Origin of the sequence: Pseudonocardia lacus, assembly GCF_018531445.1 — a bacterium.
GTDB lineage: Bacteria > Actinomycetota > Actinomycetes > Mycobacteriales > Pseudonocardiaceae > Pseudonocardia > Pseudonocardia lacus.
Genome location: NZ_JAHDTH010000164.1, coordinates 1 through 18,671, shown reverse-complemented (window position 1 = coordinate 18,671; position 18,671 = coordinate 1). Strand labels below are relative to the sequence as shown.

The window sequence follows — 18,671 nt, the reverse complement described above, 5'->3', positions numbered from 1 at the left end:
CCGCCCGCCGCGGCATCGCGGTCACCCCCGCCGCCGCCTTCGCCGTCGGCACCTCGCACGCCCCCAACGCCGTCCGCCTCGCGCTGGGCAGCCCCACCGTCGACGCCCTCGACGGCGCGCTCGCCGCCCTGGCCGCCCTGGCCGCCACCGACCCCCACGACACCGGCGTCGACTGACGTCGCAGGGTCTTCCCACCCGGCGCAGAGCCCCCGGGCCCTGCGCCGGGTCGGTAAACCCTGCGACGTGGTCGGGGCCGCGGCCTACCGTCGGCCGATGCCCGACGCGCTCTTCGAGCACCCCCGGCTGGTCGCGCTCTACGACGTCCTCAACGGCGTCGACCGCCCCGACCTCGACGCCTACACCGCGATCGCCGACGAGCTCGGCGCGCGGCGGGTGCTCGACATCGGGTGCGGGACCGGGGCCCTGGCCGTGGCGCTCGCCGCCGGTGGGCGCGAGGTGACCGGCGTCGACCCCGCCGCGGGCTCCGTCGCGTACGCGCGGCGGCGGCCCGGGGCCGAGCGGGTGCGCTGGATCCACGGCGACGCCGGCGCCGTGCCCGACCTCGCCGCCGACCTCGCCGTCATGACCGGCAACGTCGCCCAGGCCATCGTGGAGCCGGCCGACTGGGCGGTCGCCCTCGACGGCGCCCACCGCGCCCTGCGCCCCGGCGGCCACCTCGTCTTCGAGACGCGCGACCCCGCCTTCCGGGGCTGGGAGGAGTGGACCGGTCCCCGCACGCACCGGTCGGTCGACGTCCCCGGCGTGGGCGTGGTCGAGACCCGCACCGAGCTGACCGCCGTCGAGCTGCCGCTGGTCAGCTTCCGCGCCACGTACGTCTTCGCCTCCGACGGGCAGGTGCTGACCTCGGACTCGACGCTGCGGTTCCGGGGGCGCGACGAGGTGGAGGCCGACCTGGCCGAGCACGGCTTCGCCGTCGACGAGGTCCGCGACGCCCCCGACCGTCCCGCCCGCGAGTTCGTGTTCCTCACCCGCCGCACCCCCTGACCACCCCCGCCTCCGGCGCGCGGGAACGGGGGGCGTGGTCGAGGATCGCGGGGTGGAAGCGAGCACGGGGGCCAGCGGGCCGGCGGCCGCGGAGGTCGTGTGGGAGCGCTACGCCCAGCCGCGCCGGTGGCCGGGGTGGGCGCCGCAGATCCGCCGCGTCGAGACCGCGGCCGCCCGCATCGCGCCGGGGGTGACCGGCACGGTCCGCGGGCCGTTCGGGCTGCCCGTCCGATTCGTCGTCACCGCCGTCGACGAGGTCGCGCGGCGGTGGGCGTGGGACGCCCGCGTCGGGCCGGTGCGGCTGCACCTGCGCCACGGCGTCGACCGCGACGGCCCCGGCACCCGCACCTGGCTCACCGCCCGGGGACCGGCCCCGGTGCTGATGGCCTACCTGCCGCTGGCCCGGTTCGCCCTGCACCGCCTGGTCCGGTGAGCCGGTCGCCGGGGAGCCGCGCCGCATCCTGGTATGCAGTGCGCCGTGGAAGCGCAGATCTGGGTGTCGGTGGTCTCCCTGGTGGGTGTGCTGCTCGGCGGCGCGATCTCCTACGTGGTCCAGGCCAGCACGCAGAGCCGCACGGATCGGCGCGACCGGGCGACCCGGGACGACCAGCGCTCCGAGGCGCGCCGCGCCGAGCAGGTCGACCTGCTGCGCCAGTTCATCCGCGTCGCCCAGCAGGCGGAGCGGGCGGCCGAGGAGCGCGACGGCTCACCGGAGTGGAAGTCCGCCGCCCGGACCGTCGTCGACGAGCTCTGGGTGTCGGAGCGGATGATCCACGTCTTCTTCCCCGCACGGATGCACGAGCTCGCCCGCGCGTACGTGAAAGCGCTCGACGGCGTGCTCTGGGACGAGCCGGCCGAGGGCACGATGTGGGACGTGCTGCGTGCGCCCAAGGTCGCGTTCCTCGACGTGGCCAGGGCGGAGCTCGCGCGGTAGCGCGTCAGAGCGGCGTGCCGAAGACCTGGGTCCAGGTGGTGCCGTAGCTGCCGCCGATGGCGTGGCCCACCCCGATCTGGGTGAGGTCGCCGTCGAGGATGTTGGCGCGGTGGCCGGGGCTGTCCATCCAGCCGGCCACGACCTCGGCGGCCGAGCGCTGCCCGGCCGCGATGTTCTCGGCGACCTTGCGGTAGCGGTAGCCGTGGGCCAGCGCCCGGTCCCACACCTGGGCGCCGTCGGGGTTGTCGTGGCTGAAGAACGCCCGGCGGACCATGTCGTCGCTGTGGTCCTGGGCGGCGGCCCCCAACCGGGCGTCGACGGTGAGCGCGGGCAGGCCGTGGCGGGTGCGCTCGACGTTCGTGGCCGCCACGACCTCGGCGGTGGGGCCGGCGCCGGGCGTCGGCGCGGCCGGCGGCGGCTCTTCGGCGACGTCGACGCCGAAGTCGCGCACCAGGCCGCCGAGGCCGTCGTCGTAGCCCTGGCCGATGGCCCGCAGCCGCCACCGCCCCGCCCGCCGGTACACCTCGACGAGCTGGGCGGCGGTCTCGGTGCGCAGGCCGGTGGGGCGGAACCGGGCGAACGGGCGCCCGTCGGGGGCGGTGACGGTCAGCGCGGGGGAGGGGAGCGAGCCGAACGAGAGCCCGGCGGCCTCCGGGCTGGCCAGCACCACCACCCGCTCCGCGCCGCGGCGCAGCCGGTCGGTGGCCACGTCGACCGCCGCGCCGCGCAGGGTGACGCCGGGCGCGGTCGGCTGGTTGTAGAAGACCATGTCGGCGTCGCCCGCCACGCGGCCGTCCGCGCCGAGGACCAGCGCCGACAGGTCGAACGGGCCGGGGAGCGCGAAGCCCGCCCGGGCGCCGGGGAGCGCGAGGTTCGCGCCCGGGACCAGCTCGGTGACCACGCCCGTCCAACTCGGTCGGCGCGGCGGTGGTTCCCGCGGACCACCGCCGCGGGGCCGTCAGCCCTTCGTGGCGGCCTTCTCGCCGTCGGGCTTCACCGCGAACCAGCCGTCCTTGCCGTGCCCGCTGGTGGCCCCGGTCTGCTCGCCGACCAGCGTGTAGACCGGCCAGCCGCCGAGCGTGACCTGCTCGGTGCCGTCGGCGCGGGTGATGTGGCCGACGTCGCCCTGCTGCACGCCCTCCAGCACGATCGGCTCCTCGTAGACCATCGGCTTCCAGGTCTGGGCGCAGGCGTCGGCGCAGTTCGACGCGGGCGGGTTGGCGCTGTCCTTGTCGGAGCGGTAGACGGTGAAGCCGACCGCGTCGATCACGGTGGTGCCGAGCTGGCCGGTGCTGTTGGCGCTCAGGTAGACGCCCTTCGGCGCGCTGAGCACCGGCGCCTGCCCGCCGCCGCTGTAGACGCCGTCGCCTTCGCCGCTGCTGCACGAGGTGAGCGCGATGGCCGCGATTGCGGCCACGGCGGCCAGCACGGGGGCGCGTGACATGGAAAACCTCCGGATCCCGGCCGGACGGTCCCGGCCGCAGGGTCGTCACTCGTAGTTCTGCGTTGCTCGGACTGGTGCTCGACGTTCCGCCCCTGACACGGCCGCTGCCGCGGAGGGGTTCAGCCGGGCGCGACCAACGGTGCCCGTCGGCGACGGACGGTCCGAACCTGAGACGGTCCCGGCGTATGGAGTAGTCGTTACTGCTTTCGGGGAGTACGAGGCTGCCGCTCGGCGCGTTCGGGGCCGCGCGTGCCGCCTGCTGCGCTCAGCATGACAACCCCCCGGCCGTGGTCTTGCCTAGGGTCCTCATCCGTGGCCACCGCTCCCTCCCCGTCCGCACCCGTCCCCGGCAGCGCACCGGCCGGTGCGGCCCGCGAGGCCCGGCTGCGGATCGCCCTGTTCGTCCTGGTGCTCGTCGTGGCCGCCGGCGCCGCCTGGGGCGCCGGCCGGCTGCTGAGCCTGGGGCTCGGTGTGGACGCGAGCCAGGTCGACCACTCCCAGCACCACGTGAGCGGCACGCCGTGAGCGCCCCGGCGATCGACCGCGCCTCCGCGGGGACCACCGCGACCACCGACCTGGCCGTCGGCGGCATGACCTGCGGAGCCTGCGCCAACCGCATCGAGCGCAAGCTCAACAAGCTCGACGGCGTGCGCGCCACCGTCAACTACGCCACCGAGAAGGCCTCCATCAGCCACCCGGCGGCGCTGGGCGCGGACGAGCTGATCGCCGTCGTCGAGGCGGCCGGCTACACCGCGGCGCTGCCGCCCGCCCCCGAGGACGAGCCCGCCGGGGGCCCCGACGAGGCGCTGCCCGAGCACCGGTTCCGGCTGCTGGTCTGCGCCGCGTTCTCGCTGCCGGTCGTGCTGACGGCGATGGTGCCGGTGCTGCAGTTCCCGTACTGGCAGTGGCTCTCGCTCGCGCTCACGCTGCCGGTGGTCGTGTGGGGGGCCGAGCCGTTGCACCGCGCCGCCTGGACGAACCTGCGCCACGGCGCCGCGTCGATGGACACGCTGGTCTCGGTCGGCTCGCTGGCCGCCTTCGGCTGGTCGCTCTACGCCCTGCTGCTGGGCGGGGCGGGCGTGCCCGGCTTCACCCACCCCTTCCACTTCTGGCTCGGCTGGTCGGACGGCACCTCGCAGATCTACCTGGAGACCGCGGCCGGGGTGATCACGTTCGTGCTGGCCGGGCGGTACGCCGAGGCCAAGGCCCGGCGGCGGTCCGGGGAGGCGCTGCGCTCGCTGCTGTCGCTGGCCGCGAAGGACGCCGCGGTGCTGCGCGACGGCGCCGAGCTGCGGGTGCCCGTCGACCAGCTGGTCGTCGGCGACCGGTGCGTCGTGCGGGCCGGGGAGAAGATCCCCACCGACGGCACGGTCGTCGAGGGCGCCTCGTCGGTCGACACGAGCATGGTGACCGGCGAGCCGGTCCCGGCGGACGTCGCGCGCGGCGACGTCGTCGTCGGGGGCTGTGTGAACGTCGGCGACCGGCTGGTCGTGGAGGCCACCCGGGTCGGCGCCGACACCCAGCTCGCGCAGATGGCGGCCATGGTCGAGCGCGCGCAGACCGGCAAGGCCGCCGTGCAGCGGCTGGCCGACCGCGTCTCCGGGGCGTTCGTGCCCGGCGTGATGGTGCTCGCCGCCATCGCCGGCGGCTTCTGGGCCGGCGCGGGCGCCGGGTTGACCGTCGCGTTCTCCGCCGCGGTCGCGGTGCTGATCGTGGCCTGCCCCTGCGCGCTCGGCCTGGCCACGCCCACCGCGCTGCTGGTGGGCACCGGCCGCGGCGCCCAGCTCGGCATCCTCATCACCGGCCCCGAGGTGCTCGAGTCGACGCGGGCCGTGGACACCGTCGTGCTGGACAAGACCGGCACCGTGACCAGCGGCGAGATGACCGTGACCGCGGTCGTGGTGGCCCGCGGTGAGAAGCGGGAGCGGGCCGTCGGGGTGGCCGCGGCGCTGGAGGCCGAGTCGCGGCACCCCATCGCCAGGGCGATCACCGCGTACGGCCGCGAGCAGCTGACCGCGCTGCCCAAGCTCACCCGGCCAGAGGGCCTCGACGGCCTGGGCGCGCGCGGGGTCCTGGGCAGCCGCCAGGCCGTCATCGGGCGCCCGCAGACCCTGCTCGACAGCGGCGTCAAGCTGCCCGACGAGCTGCGCGCGGCCCTCGACGAGGCCGCGGCCACGGGGCGCACGGCCGTGCTGCTGGCCTGGTCCGGCCGGGCCCGCGCCGTGGTCGTCGTCGCCGACGAGCCCCGCGCGACCAGCAAGGACGCCATCGCCCGGCTGCGCGGCCTCGGCCTGGAGCCGATCCTGCTGACCGGCGACGGCGAGGCCGCGGCCCGCGCCGTCGCCGCCGAGGTCGGCATCGCGACCGTCATCGCCGACGCCCGCCCGGCCGACAAGGTCGACGTCATCTCCCGGCTGCAGGCCGAGGGGCGCACCGTGGCGATGGTCGGCGACGGCGTCAACGACGCCGCGGCACTGGCCCAGGCCGACCTCGGGCTGGCCATGGGCACCGGCACCGACGTCGCCATCCACGCCTCCGACCTGACCCTCGTGCGCGCCGACCTGGCCGCCGCGGTGGACGCCATCCGGTTGTCCCGGCGCACCCTCGCGGTGATCAAGGGCAACCTGTTCTGGGCGTTCGCCTACAACTACGCCGCGCTGCCGATCGCGGCCGCCGGCCTGCTCAACCCGATGCTCGCCGGCGCGGCCATGGCGCTGAGCTCGGTGTTCGTGGTGACCAACAGCCTGCGCCTGCGCCGGTTCTCCGCCGCGACCTGACCGCCGTCCGGCGCGGTTGACGCGGCGACCCCCGATGGGTGAGCGTGATCGTCGGACCGAGGAGGCGGGGTGCGGGAGTTCACGTACGACGCGCTGCCCGCGCGTGTGGTGTTCGGGCCCGGTGCGGCGCGCACCCGGCTGGCCGGCGAGGTCGAACGGCTGGGCGCCGAGCGGGTGCTGCTGGTGGCGTCGAAGCGGTCGGCCGAGACCGTGGACGCGCTCGTCGAGCCGTTCCGCGGGCGGGTCGCCGCCGTGTTCGACGCGGTCCGCGAGCACGTCCCCGTCGAGACCGCCCGGGCCGCCAGGGCGGCGGCGGAGTCGGCCGGGGCCGACGCGGTGCTGTGCATCGGCGGCGGGTCGACCGTCGGGGCGGCCAAGGCCGTCGCGCTGACCGCCCGCATCCCGGTGCTGGCCGTGCCCACCACCTACTCCGGCTCCGAGGTCACGCCGATCTGGGGACTGACCGAGGACGGCCGCAAGACGACCGGGGTCGACCCGGTCGTGCTGCCCCGGGTCGTCGTCTACGACCCCGAGCTGACCGCGTCGCTGCCCCCGGAGCTGGCCAGGGCCAGCGGCCTCAACGCGATGGCGCACGGGATCGAGGCGTTCTGGGCGCCCGGGCGCAACCCGGTGAGCGGCGTGATCGCCGAGGAGGGTGTGGCCGCGCTGGCCGCGGGCCTGCGCACGGACGACCCGGTCGACCTGCTGCGCGGGGCATGGCTGTGCGGGGCCGCGTTCGCGGTGACCGGCTCCGGCCTGCACCACAAGCTCTGCCACGTGCTGGGCGGCACCTTCGACCTGCCGCACGCGCGCACCCACGCCGTGGTGCTGCCGCACGTGCTGGCCTTCAACGCGCCGGGCGCGCCGGAGGCCGCCGCGCGGACCGCGCGGGCGTTGGGCGTGACCGACCCGGTGCGCGGGCTGCGCGCCCTGGCCGACGAGTTGGGCGTGCCGCGCGGGCTGCGCGCGCTGGGCCTGGCCGAGGACGACGTCGACGAGGTGGCCCGGCTGGCCGAACCCGCCGTGCCGCCGGACAACCCCGTCCCGGTCGGGGACGGGGCGCTGCGCCGGCTGGTGCGGGCCGCGTGGGCGGGGGGCGATCAGCCGGGATGAGCCGCGCGGGCCGCCGGACGTGGAAACGCCCCGACCCGGGCCCGGGTCGGGGCGTTGGAACGGTGGCGGACCTGCTGGGACCGGTCAGCGCACCGGTGCTGCCGTCAGAAGAAGCGCCGCCGGCGGGGCGGGCGGTTGAGGCCGAAGACCTCCGCGCACAGCGGGCACCGCTTGCCGTCGGGCTCGACCATCGACGCCGCGGTGACGACGTGCCCGCAGACGGCGATGTAGCAGCCCGCGCGGTCGTTGGCCGCCGCGGCGAGCTGCGCGTCGGGGACGTCGTGCGCCATGCCGTCGGTGAGGCAGGTGATGCGGATGGTCGTCGACGGCGGCCTTATCGGCGGAGCCGGTGGGTGCGCGCCGTTGGTGGAGGCATCGAACAGCTGCCCACGAGGCGACTGCCGGTGTTCTCTGCTCACGGTTCCCCATTCCGCAGCTGTGCCAGTCGGAGTCGCGCTGTTCCGCTGGTCTCGCACACGCTACCTCCTGGCCCAGTCTGCCGACAGGGAGTTGCATCCGCAAGCCCCTCTGCAACAGCATCTGTAAGTACAGGTGTGGTTGCAGATGCACGTGCAGATGTACCCCGCCTGTACATCGCACTCGCGTCCCGCCCCGGGCGCACGCACGACAACGGAGATCGCACGTGGACCTGCAAGTCACCCTCCCCGGCCTCGGCACGCTCACCGAGCTGACCAGCCTCCCCGTCCCCGCACTCGGCGACGTGACCTGGCGCAAGAGCACCGCCAGCAACCCCAGCGGCGACTGCGTGGAGCTGGCCGCCCTCGACGGCGGCGCGGTCGCCATGCGCAACTCCCGCGAGCCGAACGGCACCGCGTTGATCTACACACCGGCCGAGATCGCCGCGTTCCTGACCGGCGCCAAGGCCGGGGAGTTCGACGACATGGGTAGCTGAGGCGATCCACCGGACGCCCCGCGCGGCGGACCGGCCACGGCCGGCCCGCTGTGCGGGTGCCCGGACGGTATCGCCCGGACGGGGTCCCGCCGCCGCCACGACAGAGCTATGCTCCCGTCCGCCGGCGCTCCCCGCAGCCGGCCGGTGACCCCGGGTACCCGCTCGGGGAGGGCCGGTCGTGGAGACGGACCCGTCGTGAAGGTTGAACCGTTGACCGAGGAGTACAGCAGTCCCGACACCCGCCGCCCGGCGGTCGCCGGCCAGCAGGGCGGCGGACCGACGGCGGCGCGGATGATGCTGGGCACGCACCTGCGCCGGCTGCGCGAGGCCGCCGGCATCAGCCGGCAGGCCGCCGGCGAGGCGATCCGCGCCTCCCACGCCAAGATCAGCCGGCTGGAGCTGGGCCGCGTCGGGGTCAAGGAGCGCGACCTGCGCGACCTGCTCACCCTCTACGGCGTCGACGACCCGCGCGAGCGGGCCGCCCTGCAGGACATGGTGGCCCCGGCCAACCAGCGCGGCTGGTGGCAGCAGGACAGCGACCTGCTGCCCAGCTGGTTCGAGATGTACCTGCGCTTCGAGCAGGAGGCCCGGTCCATCCGGTGCTTCCAGGTGCAGTTCGTGCCCGGCCTCCTGCAGACCGAGGACTACGCCCGCCGGGTCATCCTGGCCGGGCACGGCGCCGAGTCCGCGCACGAGGTCGACCGCCGAGTCCAGCTGCGGATCAACCGCCAGAAGATGCTCACCGAGCCGGGCGGGCCGCAGTTCTGGGCGGTGGTCGACGAGGGCGCTCTGCGCCGGCCGTTCGGCTCGGTCGACGTCATGCGCCGCCAGCTCGAGCACGTCCTGGAGATGGCGACGCTGCCCAACGTGACGGTGCAGATGCTCCCGTTCACCGCCGGCAGCCACGCCGCCGCCGGCGGGCCGTTCACGATCCTGCGCTTCGCCGAGCCCGACCTGCCCGACGTCGTCTACCTCGAGCAGCTCAACAGCGCCGTCTACGTCGACAAGCGCGAGGACGTCGAGGACTACCTCGGCGTCATCGAGCAGGTCAGCGTCCAGGCGCTGACCCCGGCCCAGACCCGCGACGCCATCACCGGGCTGCTCGCCGAGTACCGCTAGTCGCCGAGTACCGCTAGCCGGGCTTGCGGCCCAGCGCGGCCGCGTAGAGCGTGTGACTCGGGCTGTCGGTCGGGGTGAGCTCGTCGGGGTGCCACTCGTTGCCGTAGACGAGGCCCGGCTCGAGGACGTCCAGGCCGTCGAGCAGCTGCCGCAGCTCCTCCCACGTGCGGTACCGGTAGGTGCCCAGGCCCATGTGCCTGATGGCCGCCTCGATCTGCGGGCCGCCCGAGGTGCCGTCGTCGACGAAGTGGCCCAGCAGCAGGTACGAACCGGGGCCGAGGCGCTCCACGATGGTCCCGGCCGTCGCCGCCGCGGCGGGGTCGTGCATGTGGTGCAGGATGCCCGAGGCCAGCACGGCCAGCGGCCGGTCGACGTCGATGAACCCGCGGGTGACCGGGTGGTCGAACACGGCGGCCGTGTCGCGCACGTCGGCCGACAGCGCCATCGTGGTCTTCCCGTCGGTGCCCAGCGTGCGGGCGTGGCTGAGCACCATCGGGTCGTGGTCGACGTAGAGGACGCGGGCCGTCGGGTCGATCCGGTGCGCCACCTCGTGCGCGTTGCCGGTGGACGGCAGCCCCGAGCCCAGGTCGATGAACTGTCGGACGCCGGCCGTGCCGGCCAGGTGCACGACCCCGCGGCGCAGCAGGTCGCGGGTGTCCTTGGCGAGGTGGCCCGCGCGGGGGAAGCGCTCCAGCACCGACTCGGCGGCGCGGCGGTCGGCGGCGAAGTGCTCGCGGCCCCCGAGGAGGTAGTCGAACACCCGGGCCGTCGACGGCCGGGTGACGTCGACGCGGGGAGGGTCGCCCGCGCCCGACCAGTCGTCGGTCACCGCCTCGGTCCTCCCGTTCCCGCGCAAGATATCGATCCTACTGCGTTGCGTAGTCGCGTCGACACTGACCGTCTGTGCTGACTGCTAGTGGGAACCGCCTCCTGGAGGTATCTGTGAGCGGCTGAAGCCTTCTCGCGACGTCGGGGTCGCCGGATCTGATGGGCCGCTCGGCCGTGTCCCGGAGAAAGGCTTCTGCATCATCCGGCGTGGAGGCGACTACGGCGAACGCCGAGGCTTCCGATGCCGCCCGGGGCGGCGAAGCGCCGTACCGCACTCGGGTCCGGGTGGCGGCGAGCCCGCCGGCGACGCTGCTCGATTGCCCCTCACCGACGGCGACAACGGGGACGTGGTGTCGACGGCGGGCCGGGTTGCGCTTTCGCCGAGGTGGGGGATCGGGCGTTCCCGTCGCGGTGTCCGACGGGTCGGACGCGCCGCGACGCGATGCGCAGCAGTCCATGGGTTCGCCGCGGACTGGGTCCCGGAGATCTGCGGGCCGCCGCATCGGCGAACCACGGTCGGGGCGTGGGTGCCACGAGCGGCCCGGGGAGTTCGGGTCATCGCGGATCTCGTGGCCCGTTCCGCTTGAGTGCCGTGGGTTTCCGTGGGGAAGGTGCACGAGTTGCGGCACGGGGAATCGGGACCGGCCCGGGGGTGGAGGACGAAGTCGTCAGCGGGCCTCCCGAATTGGCGCCTCCCGCTCGATCGCCGGTGTGACACCTGGTCGACATCGCCCGATCCGGACCTCGGGATTTCGACGGAGGTCTCCCGAGGGGAGTCGGAGGTGGAGCCCAGCGGCGCCCCGGGAATCTGGATCGGCCCGCCGTGCGCCGGCTCGCAAGGCGCGCTCGTGTCCCGTGCGCGCAGCGGTGCGTCAGCCATCGCGGTGGGAGTGGCGGATGCGGCCACGAGCTGCCCGGGGAAGTTCCGATCCGCCTCGGGAACCGGAGCATCGCTCGATCGTCGGACTGTCGAAAGGCGACGCCCGGCGCCATGCGGGGCGTGGCCCGCGAGAGGGGAAAGGCATCGACGGCCGGACCGGTCGGCGTCGTCGACCGGACTCGCGAGGACCGGATGGTGAGCGCACACGTCGGGGGAGTCGGTTGACCGGTTGGTCCGACGCGATGCCTGCGGATTGCGGGACGTCCTCCGGCGAGCGCCGTCGGATGGTTCCGGGTCCTCCCCCGGAACGGCGAGACTGGAGGCAGCACTCGTGTGGGTCGGGCGAGCGTCGCCCGCATCGATCGCAGCCAACGCTCGCGCCGATCGACGCGGTGTCGGGTCGCTGTCACGGAATCCGGGTGTGGCAGCGAATGGCGGATGAAGTGTTGATGCGCGACCGCGCCGGTCCGATCAGGTGTGCCCCACGCTCGGGGTGGTGATTGGCGCATCGCTGACGGAATCCGTTGGAGCGCGACGCTCGACGGACGAGCGTCGACCCGGAGCCGACCCGAGCGCTCTCCAGGTGCCGTCGCCCGGTACGCGATGGGCATCGTTCCGGATCGCGTCGATGCCAGGATCCCACTCGGCGGGAGGGGCCCTCGAAATCGCGGGTTGTGCCGGCGGTGGTGCCGCTGAGGGTTGGAGGGTCGCGCAGCCGGGAATCCGGGCCAGGTCGGGATCGGTCGGCCGCACGCGCTTCACGGATCGGGTCCGTGCCGGGAGTGGGTTTCGCGTCGCCGCACTGCGCGACCGCGGCCAGACCCCGGAAACGGCGGGCCCGTGCCGCGGCGCCTGCGCTCCTCGCCCCCCGGTGGTGCACAGGCGCGCATTTCCGCGACGGCCGGCGGGGGTACGCGGAACGCTTGCCTCCGGTGGGTGGCGCACACCTTCGATCGGGCCGGCTCGACGAGGGCGCTCCGGGAAAGGTGCCGGTCGAGTCGTCGGGCCTGCGACATCGGACCGGGACGTGCGGTCGGGCTTTTCGCGCGCCACGCGGTTTTCCGCAGGTCGCGGTGGTCGGGGGAATCGGCCGGAGAAGTGGTACGTGCTTCTCCCGGCAGCCGGCCGCGCGGCCGGTCCGGCCTGCCCGTCCGGGAGGCGCGGGACTCTGGTCGGCTGCCGGGTGCGCGGGCATGCCGGGCCGCGGCGGCCCGGTGCTCCCCGCGGAACGGGTCTTGATCGGGCGGTGACCGTTTGCTAGCTTCCACGTGAGTTCCGGTGTGCAGCCGGGGCTCACCGGACGAAGTCCCTGCTGAAGACGTCGCAGAGACCGGTTCCGGAGCAGGGCCGCAGGACGAGTCCACGACCGTCCGCAGCGGGTCGCAGCCTCAGGCGCGACGTGCGCAGGCCCTTGGTCCTGCACGTCTCCGATGCGATGCCATCCGCGGTCCACGCCGCGGTTTCGAGCCGCGTCACCCCTCACCACTTCCGAGCAGGGAGCTCTCCAGCATGAGCCGGCAGGTCGACACGCACGCGGGGCCCGGTGGCCTCGACGTGCGTTCCGACGTGCCCGTGCAGCTGCGGCTCTCCGTCCGGGACAAGGCGTGGGCGGTCGTGCGGTGGCTGTTGTGGGTCTCGGGTCTGGTCGTGGTGCTGTGGTTCGGGGCGGCCTTCCTGGCCGCCGCGCCGGCGTCCGCGGCGGTCCCGGTGAGCGCCGCGGCGCAGGGCCTGGTGAAGGGAGGCAGCACCAGGCCCGCGGGCGGGAAGAACGGTTCCGAGGGATCCGGCCAGTCGGGGGCGGATTCGTCGGCCAAGAACGCCGGGCCCAAGAAGGACAAGAAGGCGGAGCCGAAGAAGGACGAGAAGGCCGAGCCCAAGAAGGACAAGAAGGCCAAGTCGAAGAGCGACAAGAAGGTCGAACCGAAGAAGGACGAGAAGGCCGAGCCGAAGGACGGCGACGAGGCTCAGCCGGAGACGGACGAGAAGGCCGAGCCGAAGAGCGACGAGAAGGCCGAGCCGAAGGACGGCGACGAGGCTCAGCCGGAGACGGACGAGAAGGCCGAGCCGAAGAAGGACGAGAAGGCCGAGCCGAAGGACGGCGACGAGGCTCAGCCGAAGAAGGACAAGAAGGCCGAGCCCAAGAAGGACGAGAAGGGCGAGCCCAAGGCGGATGCCGAGGGCGAGGCGAAGAAGGACAAGAAGAAGGCCGGCGACGAGTCGGACGACGAGCCGATGGGTGCCGGCGGCGGTGGCCCGGATGCGGACGACTTGCCGAAGCTCGTGAAGAAGCAGGACGACGCCGACGCCGACGCGGCTCCCGGTAAGGGTGACAAGGCGACCGCTCCGAAGAAGAAGACCGGCGCGAAGGGCGAGGCGAAGAAGGCCGCCGCGAAGACCGCTGAGAAGAAGACCGCGGCCGAGGGCGACGAGGACAAGGCTGAGAAGGACAAGGCGGAGAAGGACAAGGGCGACAAGGGCGAGGACGACGGCGACGTCGAGAAGCTCGTGGCCGACCTGGCGGGGGAGAAGGGCGACGGCAAGCAGGTCCGCCGTCAGCTCGCCGAACTCGCCGAGAAGCACCTGGACGATCTGGAGGAAGCCGCCGGGTCGGAGGACGACCGGGACGCGGCGCGGCTCGCGATCGTCAAGAAGGTCCTCGACGACATGGGCGAGAGCGCCCCCGCGAAGGACGCGAAGAAGAGCGACGCCAAGGACGCCAAGAAGCCGGGCGCCAAGGACGCGAAGAAGGCCGGCGCCAAGGACGCGAAGAAGGCTGGCAAGCAGGCCGGCGCCGATGGCGCTGACGACGTCACCTGGACGCAGGTGCTGCGCGCGATCGACGACCTGGAGCCGGCTACCGGCGACGCCACCGAGGGCGGGGCGACCGCCAAGCTGCTTTCCGCGGACGCGGACGAGGACGCTCCCCGTGGTCCGCCGAAGGGCTCGAAGTCCGCCGACGATGACGGCGACGAGGAGGGCGTCGAGGAGTCCGTCGAGTACGAGGACTCCGCCGAGCACACCGAGAAGGTGCTCAAGGATCAGATCAAGGTCGAGAACTCGGCGAAGAAGCTGGCCGAGCAGAAGAAGAAGGCCGGCGAGAAGGGCGCGACCAAGAAGGACAAGGCCGCCTACGCGAAGACCAAGGCCGCGCACGACGAGCTCGTCGAGCAGGTCGAGAAGGACAAGGCGGAGCTGTCGCCCGACCAGGTCGACCTGGTCGAGTCCGTGCTGAAGGGTCAGAAGGACCTGGCCGCGCAGGAGAAGGCGCTCGCCGCGCAGAAGAAGAAGGCGACCGCGAAGGGCGCGGACAAGAAGACCAAGGACGCGTACGCCAAGAGCACCAAGGCGTATGAGTCCAAGCGCGATGAGGTGTACGAGGCCACCGAGCAGTTGGCCGAGGTCACCGACAACGCCGCGGACTACACCGAGACCGACGGTGAGGGTGCCTCGGCGGGTTGCGGGTCGAGTGGGGTGTTCGTCGCGTGCGGTGCGGCGAGCGAGGACGCCGAGGGCGAGCGTGAGACCGACCGGTGTGTCGCGATCAGTGGGGTCTCGGCCGGCTGCTCGGTGTCGACCTCGAAGGGCGACAACAAGGGGTCGGCGTCGTGCACGTTGACCGGTGCGGCCAAGGGCTGCACGAGCTCGACCGAGAGCAAGAAGGTCGACGAGGAGACCGGTAAGGCCACCACGACCAAGGCCGGCACGATGTGCGAGGGCGCGGCGAACCAGTGCCAGCAGGGCAGCCGGACCAACCCGGACGGCGCTCAGATCGCCTGCGCGACCGTGGCCGGCAAGTGCAGCGGCACCGCGAGCGGCCCGGAGAAGGCCGACGCCGCCGACGCGGGTGCCGAGCGGACCGCCGCGACCGCGTCCTGCGTGGGTGGGTGCGAGCTCACCGGCGAGGCCGACCGCCGCACCGCGCGGGCCGACTGCGACACCGACACCGGCACCTGCACGAGTGCGGCCACCGGCCAGGACGACAACGCCGAGGAGAAGGCGGAGGCCGCGCGCGCCGCCGCCGGCGACGATGTCCGCAAGATCGGCGCCGACGCGCGGACGGCCGACGAGCAGCGCTCCCGCTCCGGCGACGGCACGGCCACGTGCACCGCCGCGACGGGCGGCTGTGCCACCACCGCGGCCGTCGACCTCGGCTACGAGCACGGCGACGACCACGACGGTTGGAGCGCGGAGAGGGTCGAGGCCGCCGCCGAGATCGAGTGCGACGACTGCACCGGCACCGCGTCGACCACGAGCACCGGCAACGCCACCCGCACCGAGCAGGCCGAGCAGACTGAGCAGCCCGCCGTTCGTGCCGCGGCCGCTCCGGCCGCCGGCGCCGGCTCGGTCGTCGAGACCTCCGGCACCACGGCGTCGTCCTGCACCACCGCGGGCGGCGGCTGCCGCACCGGTGCGGCCGTCGCGCTGCACGGCGAGGGCTCCGACCGCGCCGTCGACGCCGACGCCGAGGTCGACTGCCCGGCGAAGGGCTGCACCGGCGAGGCCACGACCCGCACGGTCGGCAAGGCGGCCGACGTCCCCGCCCCCGCGGCGGCCGGCGCGGCGACCACGCCCGTCCCGACGGCGAACGCCAGCGGCGGGACCACCTGCACCGTCGCCGCCGGCGGCTGCGACAGCCAGAGCCGCACCGAGGTCGAGCACTCCGCGGACGGCGTCGAGGCCCGCGGCGAGGGGGCGGTCGAGGTCGACTGCCGCGGTGAGGCGTGCACCGGCGCCGGGCAGGCCACGACCGCCGGGTCCGCCTCCGGGCTGCGCGCCGGTGCCGCGCGCACCGGCTCGGGCACCGGGTCCTGCACCCTGACCGACGGCGGCTCCTGCGAGGCGCACGCCGCCACCGATGTCGACAACACCGTCACCGCCGCCCGGACCGCCCAGAAGGCCGGGCTGACCGACGGCGACGGCGTGGCCACCAGCACCGCCGGGGCCGGCGTCGACTGCGACGACGACGCCGACTGCAAGGGCACCGCGAAGGTCGCCACAACCGGCGAGGTCACCGGGGTCCCCGCCAAGGCGGGCGTCGCGGCGCCGGTCCGCGAGACCGCGGCCACCGCGGACTGCACCGCCACCGCCGGCGACTGCGACGTCGAGGCCACCTCCGAGGTCGCCGACCGGAAGGCCGCGCGCGACGACAGCGTCCGCGCGATCGGCGCCACCGCGTCCGGCCGGGAGCTGAGCGCCACCAGCGCGGCGAACACCGACGCGTACTGCGGGATCGAGGCGTGCGAGGCCACGGGCAAGGCGGCGACCTCCGGGGCGGCCTCCGGCGACGTCAAGGGCGTGCGCGACAGCAACGCCTCCTCGACCTGCTCGGTGCGCGGTGCCGGCGGGAGCTGCGGGGCGCAGGCGCGGACCGAGGTGGCCGACCGGGCCCCCGTCCGGGCTGTCGCCGGTGGGCCGCAGCCGGTGTCCGGCCCGGTGAGCACCTCCTCGGCCGACGCCGCGGTCGCCTGCGACGGCGGCGAGGGCTCCTGCGGCGGCACCGCGACCGCGAAGACGAGCGCCGGCGACACCGGGGTGACCCCGCAGCGGCGCGCCACCACCGCCACGGTCGACTGCACCGTCGACGGCGGCGGCTGCCAGGGGCTGGCGTCCTCGGCCGCGTCCTCGGCGCCGGACTACGCGGTGATCGACCCGGCCACCGGCCGCCCGGCCGCGGGCCAGCCCACCGCCGGTCCGAGCAGCGTCGCGAACGCGAGTGCTGCGCTGGACTGCCCGCGGGGTTGCACGGGCACCGCCACGGCGACCGCGGAGGGCACCGACGGCGCGGTCGTCAACGGTGCGCCGCGGGCGTCGGCCGGCACGGTCACCTGCGCGCTGGACGGCGGCGCATGCGGCGGCGAGGCGCTGGCGGTGGCGTCGGCCTCGCCGGGCGCGGCGAAGGTCCTGGGCGAGCGCCTGGGCACCGGCCCGGTCGACCCGATGACCCTGGCGAAGGGCGGCCCCGCCGTCGACGGCGCGCGGGCCGCGGCGGTCGGCGCCGGGCAGGGAACGGCAGGGGGCACCGCGGCGGCGGGGGCGCCGAAGGTCGTGCCGGGCCCGTCGGCGGCGGCCGTGGTGACCGGCTACCTGGACTGCGCCGAGGGCTGTGACGGCACGGTGACGACGAACGCCACCGGCGCCGACGGCGTCACCGAGCGCGGCTCGACGGGCATCGCCGGCTGCGCGATGGGCACCGGCACCTGCGCCGGCACGACCCGCTCGGCCGCGACCTCCGGCCCGACGGTGGCCGACCTGCTGCCGGCGCTGGGCCTGGCCACCGACGGGAAGCTGGCCGAGGGCATCGACGGTGGTCCGACCGCGGCGGTGTCGGATGCGCAGGACGGCCCGTCGCCGGTCACCCCGGCCCCGGGGCGCAGCGGGCAGGTCACGGTCGTGGGCGGGGCGGGCGCGGGGTCGGCGGGTGGTCCGTCGAGCCTGTCGGACGCCGACGCGGTCGGTGAGTGCGCCGCGGACTGTGTGGGCGGTACCTGGACCACGACGATCGGCACCGACGGTGCCGCGCCGGGTGTGGAGCTGCCCGGTGGGACGGGTGTGCGCGGTCCCCCGTCGACCAGCACCACCAGCACCACCAGCACGACGACGTTCCGTTCGACCTGCGTGACGGGTGCGGACGGGTGCATCGCCCAGTCGCGCTCGGCCGCGGCGGCCGGTGCCGGGGTGGACTACCTGATGGCCCGCAACGTGGTGGAAGCCGCGGCCGGGATCGGGATCACCGCCCGCAACGCCCAGACCAGCCAGACCAGCCAGACCAGCGAGCAGGACCAGAGCGACAAGCAGGACGAGAAGGACGCGGACCCGGCGGTCGAGCTGCCGAAGGGCCCGTTCCCGATCACGTACTCGCAGTCCACGGGCATCACCGAGTGCCTGGGTGCGGACTGCGCCGCGGGTGCCGAGGCGGCCTCGACCACGACCGGTCTGGGTGATGCCGCGGTCAGCACCTCGATCGCGCGCAGCACGTGCGCGGGCGGGGACACCGGCTGCGTGGCCGGGGTGGACGCCACGGCGGCCACCGAGCCCACCACCGGGATGAAGGCCGAGGGCGAGAAGGAGCCCCTGGCCGGGGTCGCGGGCACGACGTCGGCCGGAGCGAGCCTGCAGTGCGCGGGCGGGTGCCTCGGTGAGGTCAGCGGCGACACCTACTCCGCCGCCTCCCCGGACGGCGGTGCCGCGAAGGCGATCGAGGCCGCGAAGGCCGCGACGGCGCCTGGGGCCCCCGAGCCCGGCGCGCCCGCGCTGAACGGCGCGAAGGTCGACCCGACCAGCGTGTCGGTCGCCCACGGTGAGACCGCCTGCGACGGGCAGGCCGGCTGCGCCGCGGTGATCCGGACCTCCGGGTCGGCCACCACCACCGGTGACGTCAAGGCCGGCCGGTTCGCCACCACCACCGCGACCGCGGACGGCGCCTGCACCACCGACGCGGGTGGTTGCCCGACCGCGACGTCGAGCCACACGCTGAGCACCGACGACCCGGCCACCATCGCCACCACCCTGCACGCCGTCTACCACGACGCCGACGAGGCCGCCACCGCCGAAGCCGCCGCGAAGACCGCCGCCGCCGAGGCGACCGCCGCGAAGGCCGCCGCGGAGGCCGCCGCCCGCAAGGCTGCCGAGGCCGCCGAGGCCGAGGCCGTCGCCGCAGC

The 18,671-nt window shown here is 74.8% G+C and carries 13 protein-coding genes; 9 read left to right on the top strand and 4 right to left on the bottom strand.

What is annotated here, in order from left to right:
* Positions 1–273: 273 nt before the first annotated feature.
* Genes KIK08_RS28105 through KIK08_RS28095 form a run of 3 tightly spaced genes read left to right on the top strand, consistent with a single transcriptional unit; the run spans position 274 to position 1,939 of the window.
* Positions 274–1,005 carry a class I SAM-dependent methyltransferase gene (locus tag KIK08_RS28105; protein WP_214406285.1) on the top strand — a complete coding sequence of 244 codons (732 nt, stop codon included), beginning with the start codon at positions 274–276 and terminating at the stop codon, positions 1,003–1,005.
* A gap of 52 nt (positions 1,006–1,057) precedes the next feature.
* The gene (locus KIK08_RS28100; RefSeq protein ID WP_214406284.1) at positions 1,058–1,438 is read left to right on the top strand and encodes an SRPBCC family protein; all 381 of its coding nucleotides are present in this window, start codon (positions 1,058–1,060) and stop codon (positions 1,436–1,438) included.
* 45 nt (positions 1,439–1,483) lie between these two features.
* Entirely contained in the window at positions 1,484–1,939 is a 456-nt protein-coding gene (locus tag KIK08_RS28095; protein WP_214406283.1) for a hypothetical protein, read from the top strand.
* A 4-nt stretch (positions 1,940–1,943) separates the two neighbouring features.
* On the opposite strand, the gene KIK08_RS28090 is transcribed toward KIK08_RS28095, so the two are convergent.
* Together KIK08_RS28090 and KIK08_RS28085 are read right to left on the bottom strand one after the other, a co-directional pair.
* The gene (locus KIK08_RS28090) at positions 1,944–2,840 is read right to left on the bottom strand and encodes a CAP domain-containing protein (RefSeq protein WP_214406282.1); all 897 of its coding nucleotides are present in this window, start codon (positions 2,838–2,840) and stop codon (positions 1,944–1,946) included.
* A 57-nt stretch (positions 2,841–2,897) separates the two neighbouring features.
* Positions 2,898–3,383, bottom strand: a complete 486-nt coding sequence (locus KIK08_RS28085; protein WP_214406281.1) for a hypothetical protein — start codon at positions 3,381–3,383, stop codon at positions 2,898–2,900.
* Between the two features lie 312 nt (positions 3,384–3,695).
* Between KIK08_RS28085 and KIK08_RS28080 the strand changes: the two genes are divergently transcribed.
* The 3 genes from KIK08_RS28080 (at position 3,696) to KIK08_RS28070 (ending at position 7,273) form a co-directional block, all read left to right on the top strand.
* Positions 3,696–3,908 carry a hypothetical protein gene (locus tag KIK08_RS28080; protein ID WP_214406280.1) on the top strand — a complete coding sequence of 71 codons (213 nt, stop codon included), beginning with the start codon at positions 3,696–3,698 and terminating at the stop codon, positions 3,906–3,908.
* Positions 3,905–6,160, top strand: a complete 2,256-nt coding sequence (locus KIK08_RS28075) for a heavy metal translocating P-type ATPase (protein ID WP_328516856.1) — start codon at positions 3,905–3,907, stop codon at positions 6,158–6,160. Before KIK08_RS28080 ends, KIK08_RS28075 begins: the two co-directional genes overlap by 4 nt.
* A gap of 69 nt (positions 6,161–6,229) precedes the next feature.
* Positions 6,230–7,273 carry a maleylacetate reductase gene (locus tag KIK08_RS28070; protein ID WP_214406279.1) on the top strand — a complete coding sequence of 348 codons (1,044 nt, stop codon included), beginning with the start codon at positions 6,230–6,232 and terminating at the stop codon, positions 7,271–7,273.
* A 104-nt stretch (positions 7,274–7,377) separates the two neighbouring features.
* Here the strand turns inward: KIK08_RS28070 and KIK08_RS28065 are convergent, their stop codons facing one another.
* On the bottom strand, positions 7,378–7,692 hold the full coding sequence (locus KIK08_RS28065; protein WP_214406278.1) for a hypothetical protein: 315 nt from the start codon (positions 7,690–7,692) through the stop codon (positions 7,378–7,380).
* A 224-nt stretch (positions 7,693–7,916) separates the two neighbouring features.
* Here KIK08_RS28065 and KIK08_RS28060 point away from each other — a divergent pair, with 224 nt between their 5' ends.
* The gene (locus tag KIK08_RS28060) at positions 7,917–8,186 is read left to right on the top strand and encodes a DUF397 domain-containing protein (RefSeq protein ID WP_408004740.1); all 270 of its coding nucleotides are present in this window, start codon (positions 7,917–7,919) and stop codon (positions 8,184–8,186) included.
* A gap of 195 nt (positions 8,187–8,381) precedes the next feature.
* Positions 8,382–9,305 (top strand): Sco1979 family transcriptional regulator, encoded by a 924-nt coding sequence (locus KIK08_RS28055; protein WP_408004739.1) that lies wholly within the window; start codon positions 8,382–8,384, stop codon positions 9,303–9,305.
* Between the two features lie 13 nt (positions 9,306–9,318).
* Here KIK08_RS28055 and KIK08_RS28050 read toward each other — a convergent pair whose 3' ends face one another.
* Positions 9,319–10,134, bottom strand: coding sequence for an SAM-dependent methyltransferase (locus tag KIK08_RS28050; protein ID WP_214406277.1), 816 nt, complete (start codon positions 10,132–10,134; stop codon positions 9,319–9,321).
* A 2,388-nt stretch (positions 10,135–12,522) separates the two neighbouring features.
* Here KIK08_RS28050 and KIK08_RS28045 point away from each other — a divergent pair.
* A partial coding sequence (locus KIK08_RS28045) for a hypothetical protein (protein ID WP_214406276.1) occupies positions 12,523–18,671 on the top strand: 6,149 nt, incomplete at its 3' end.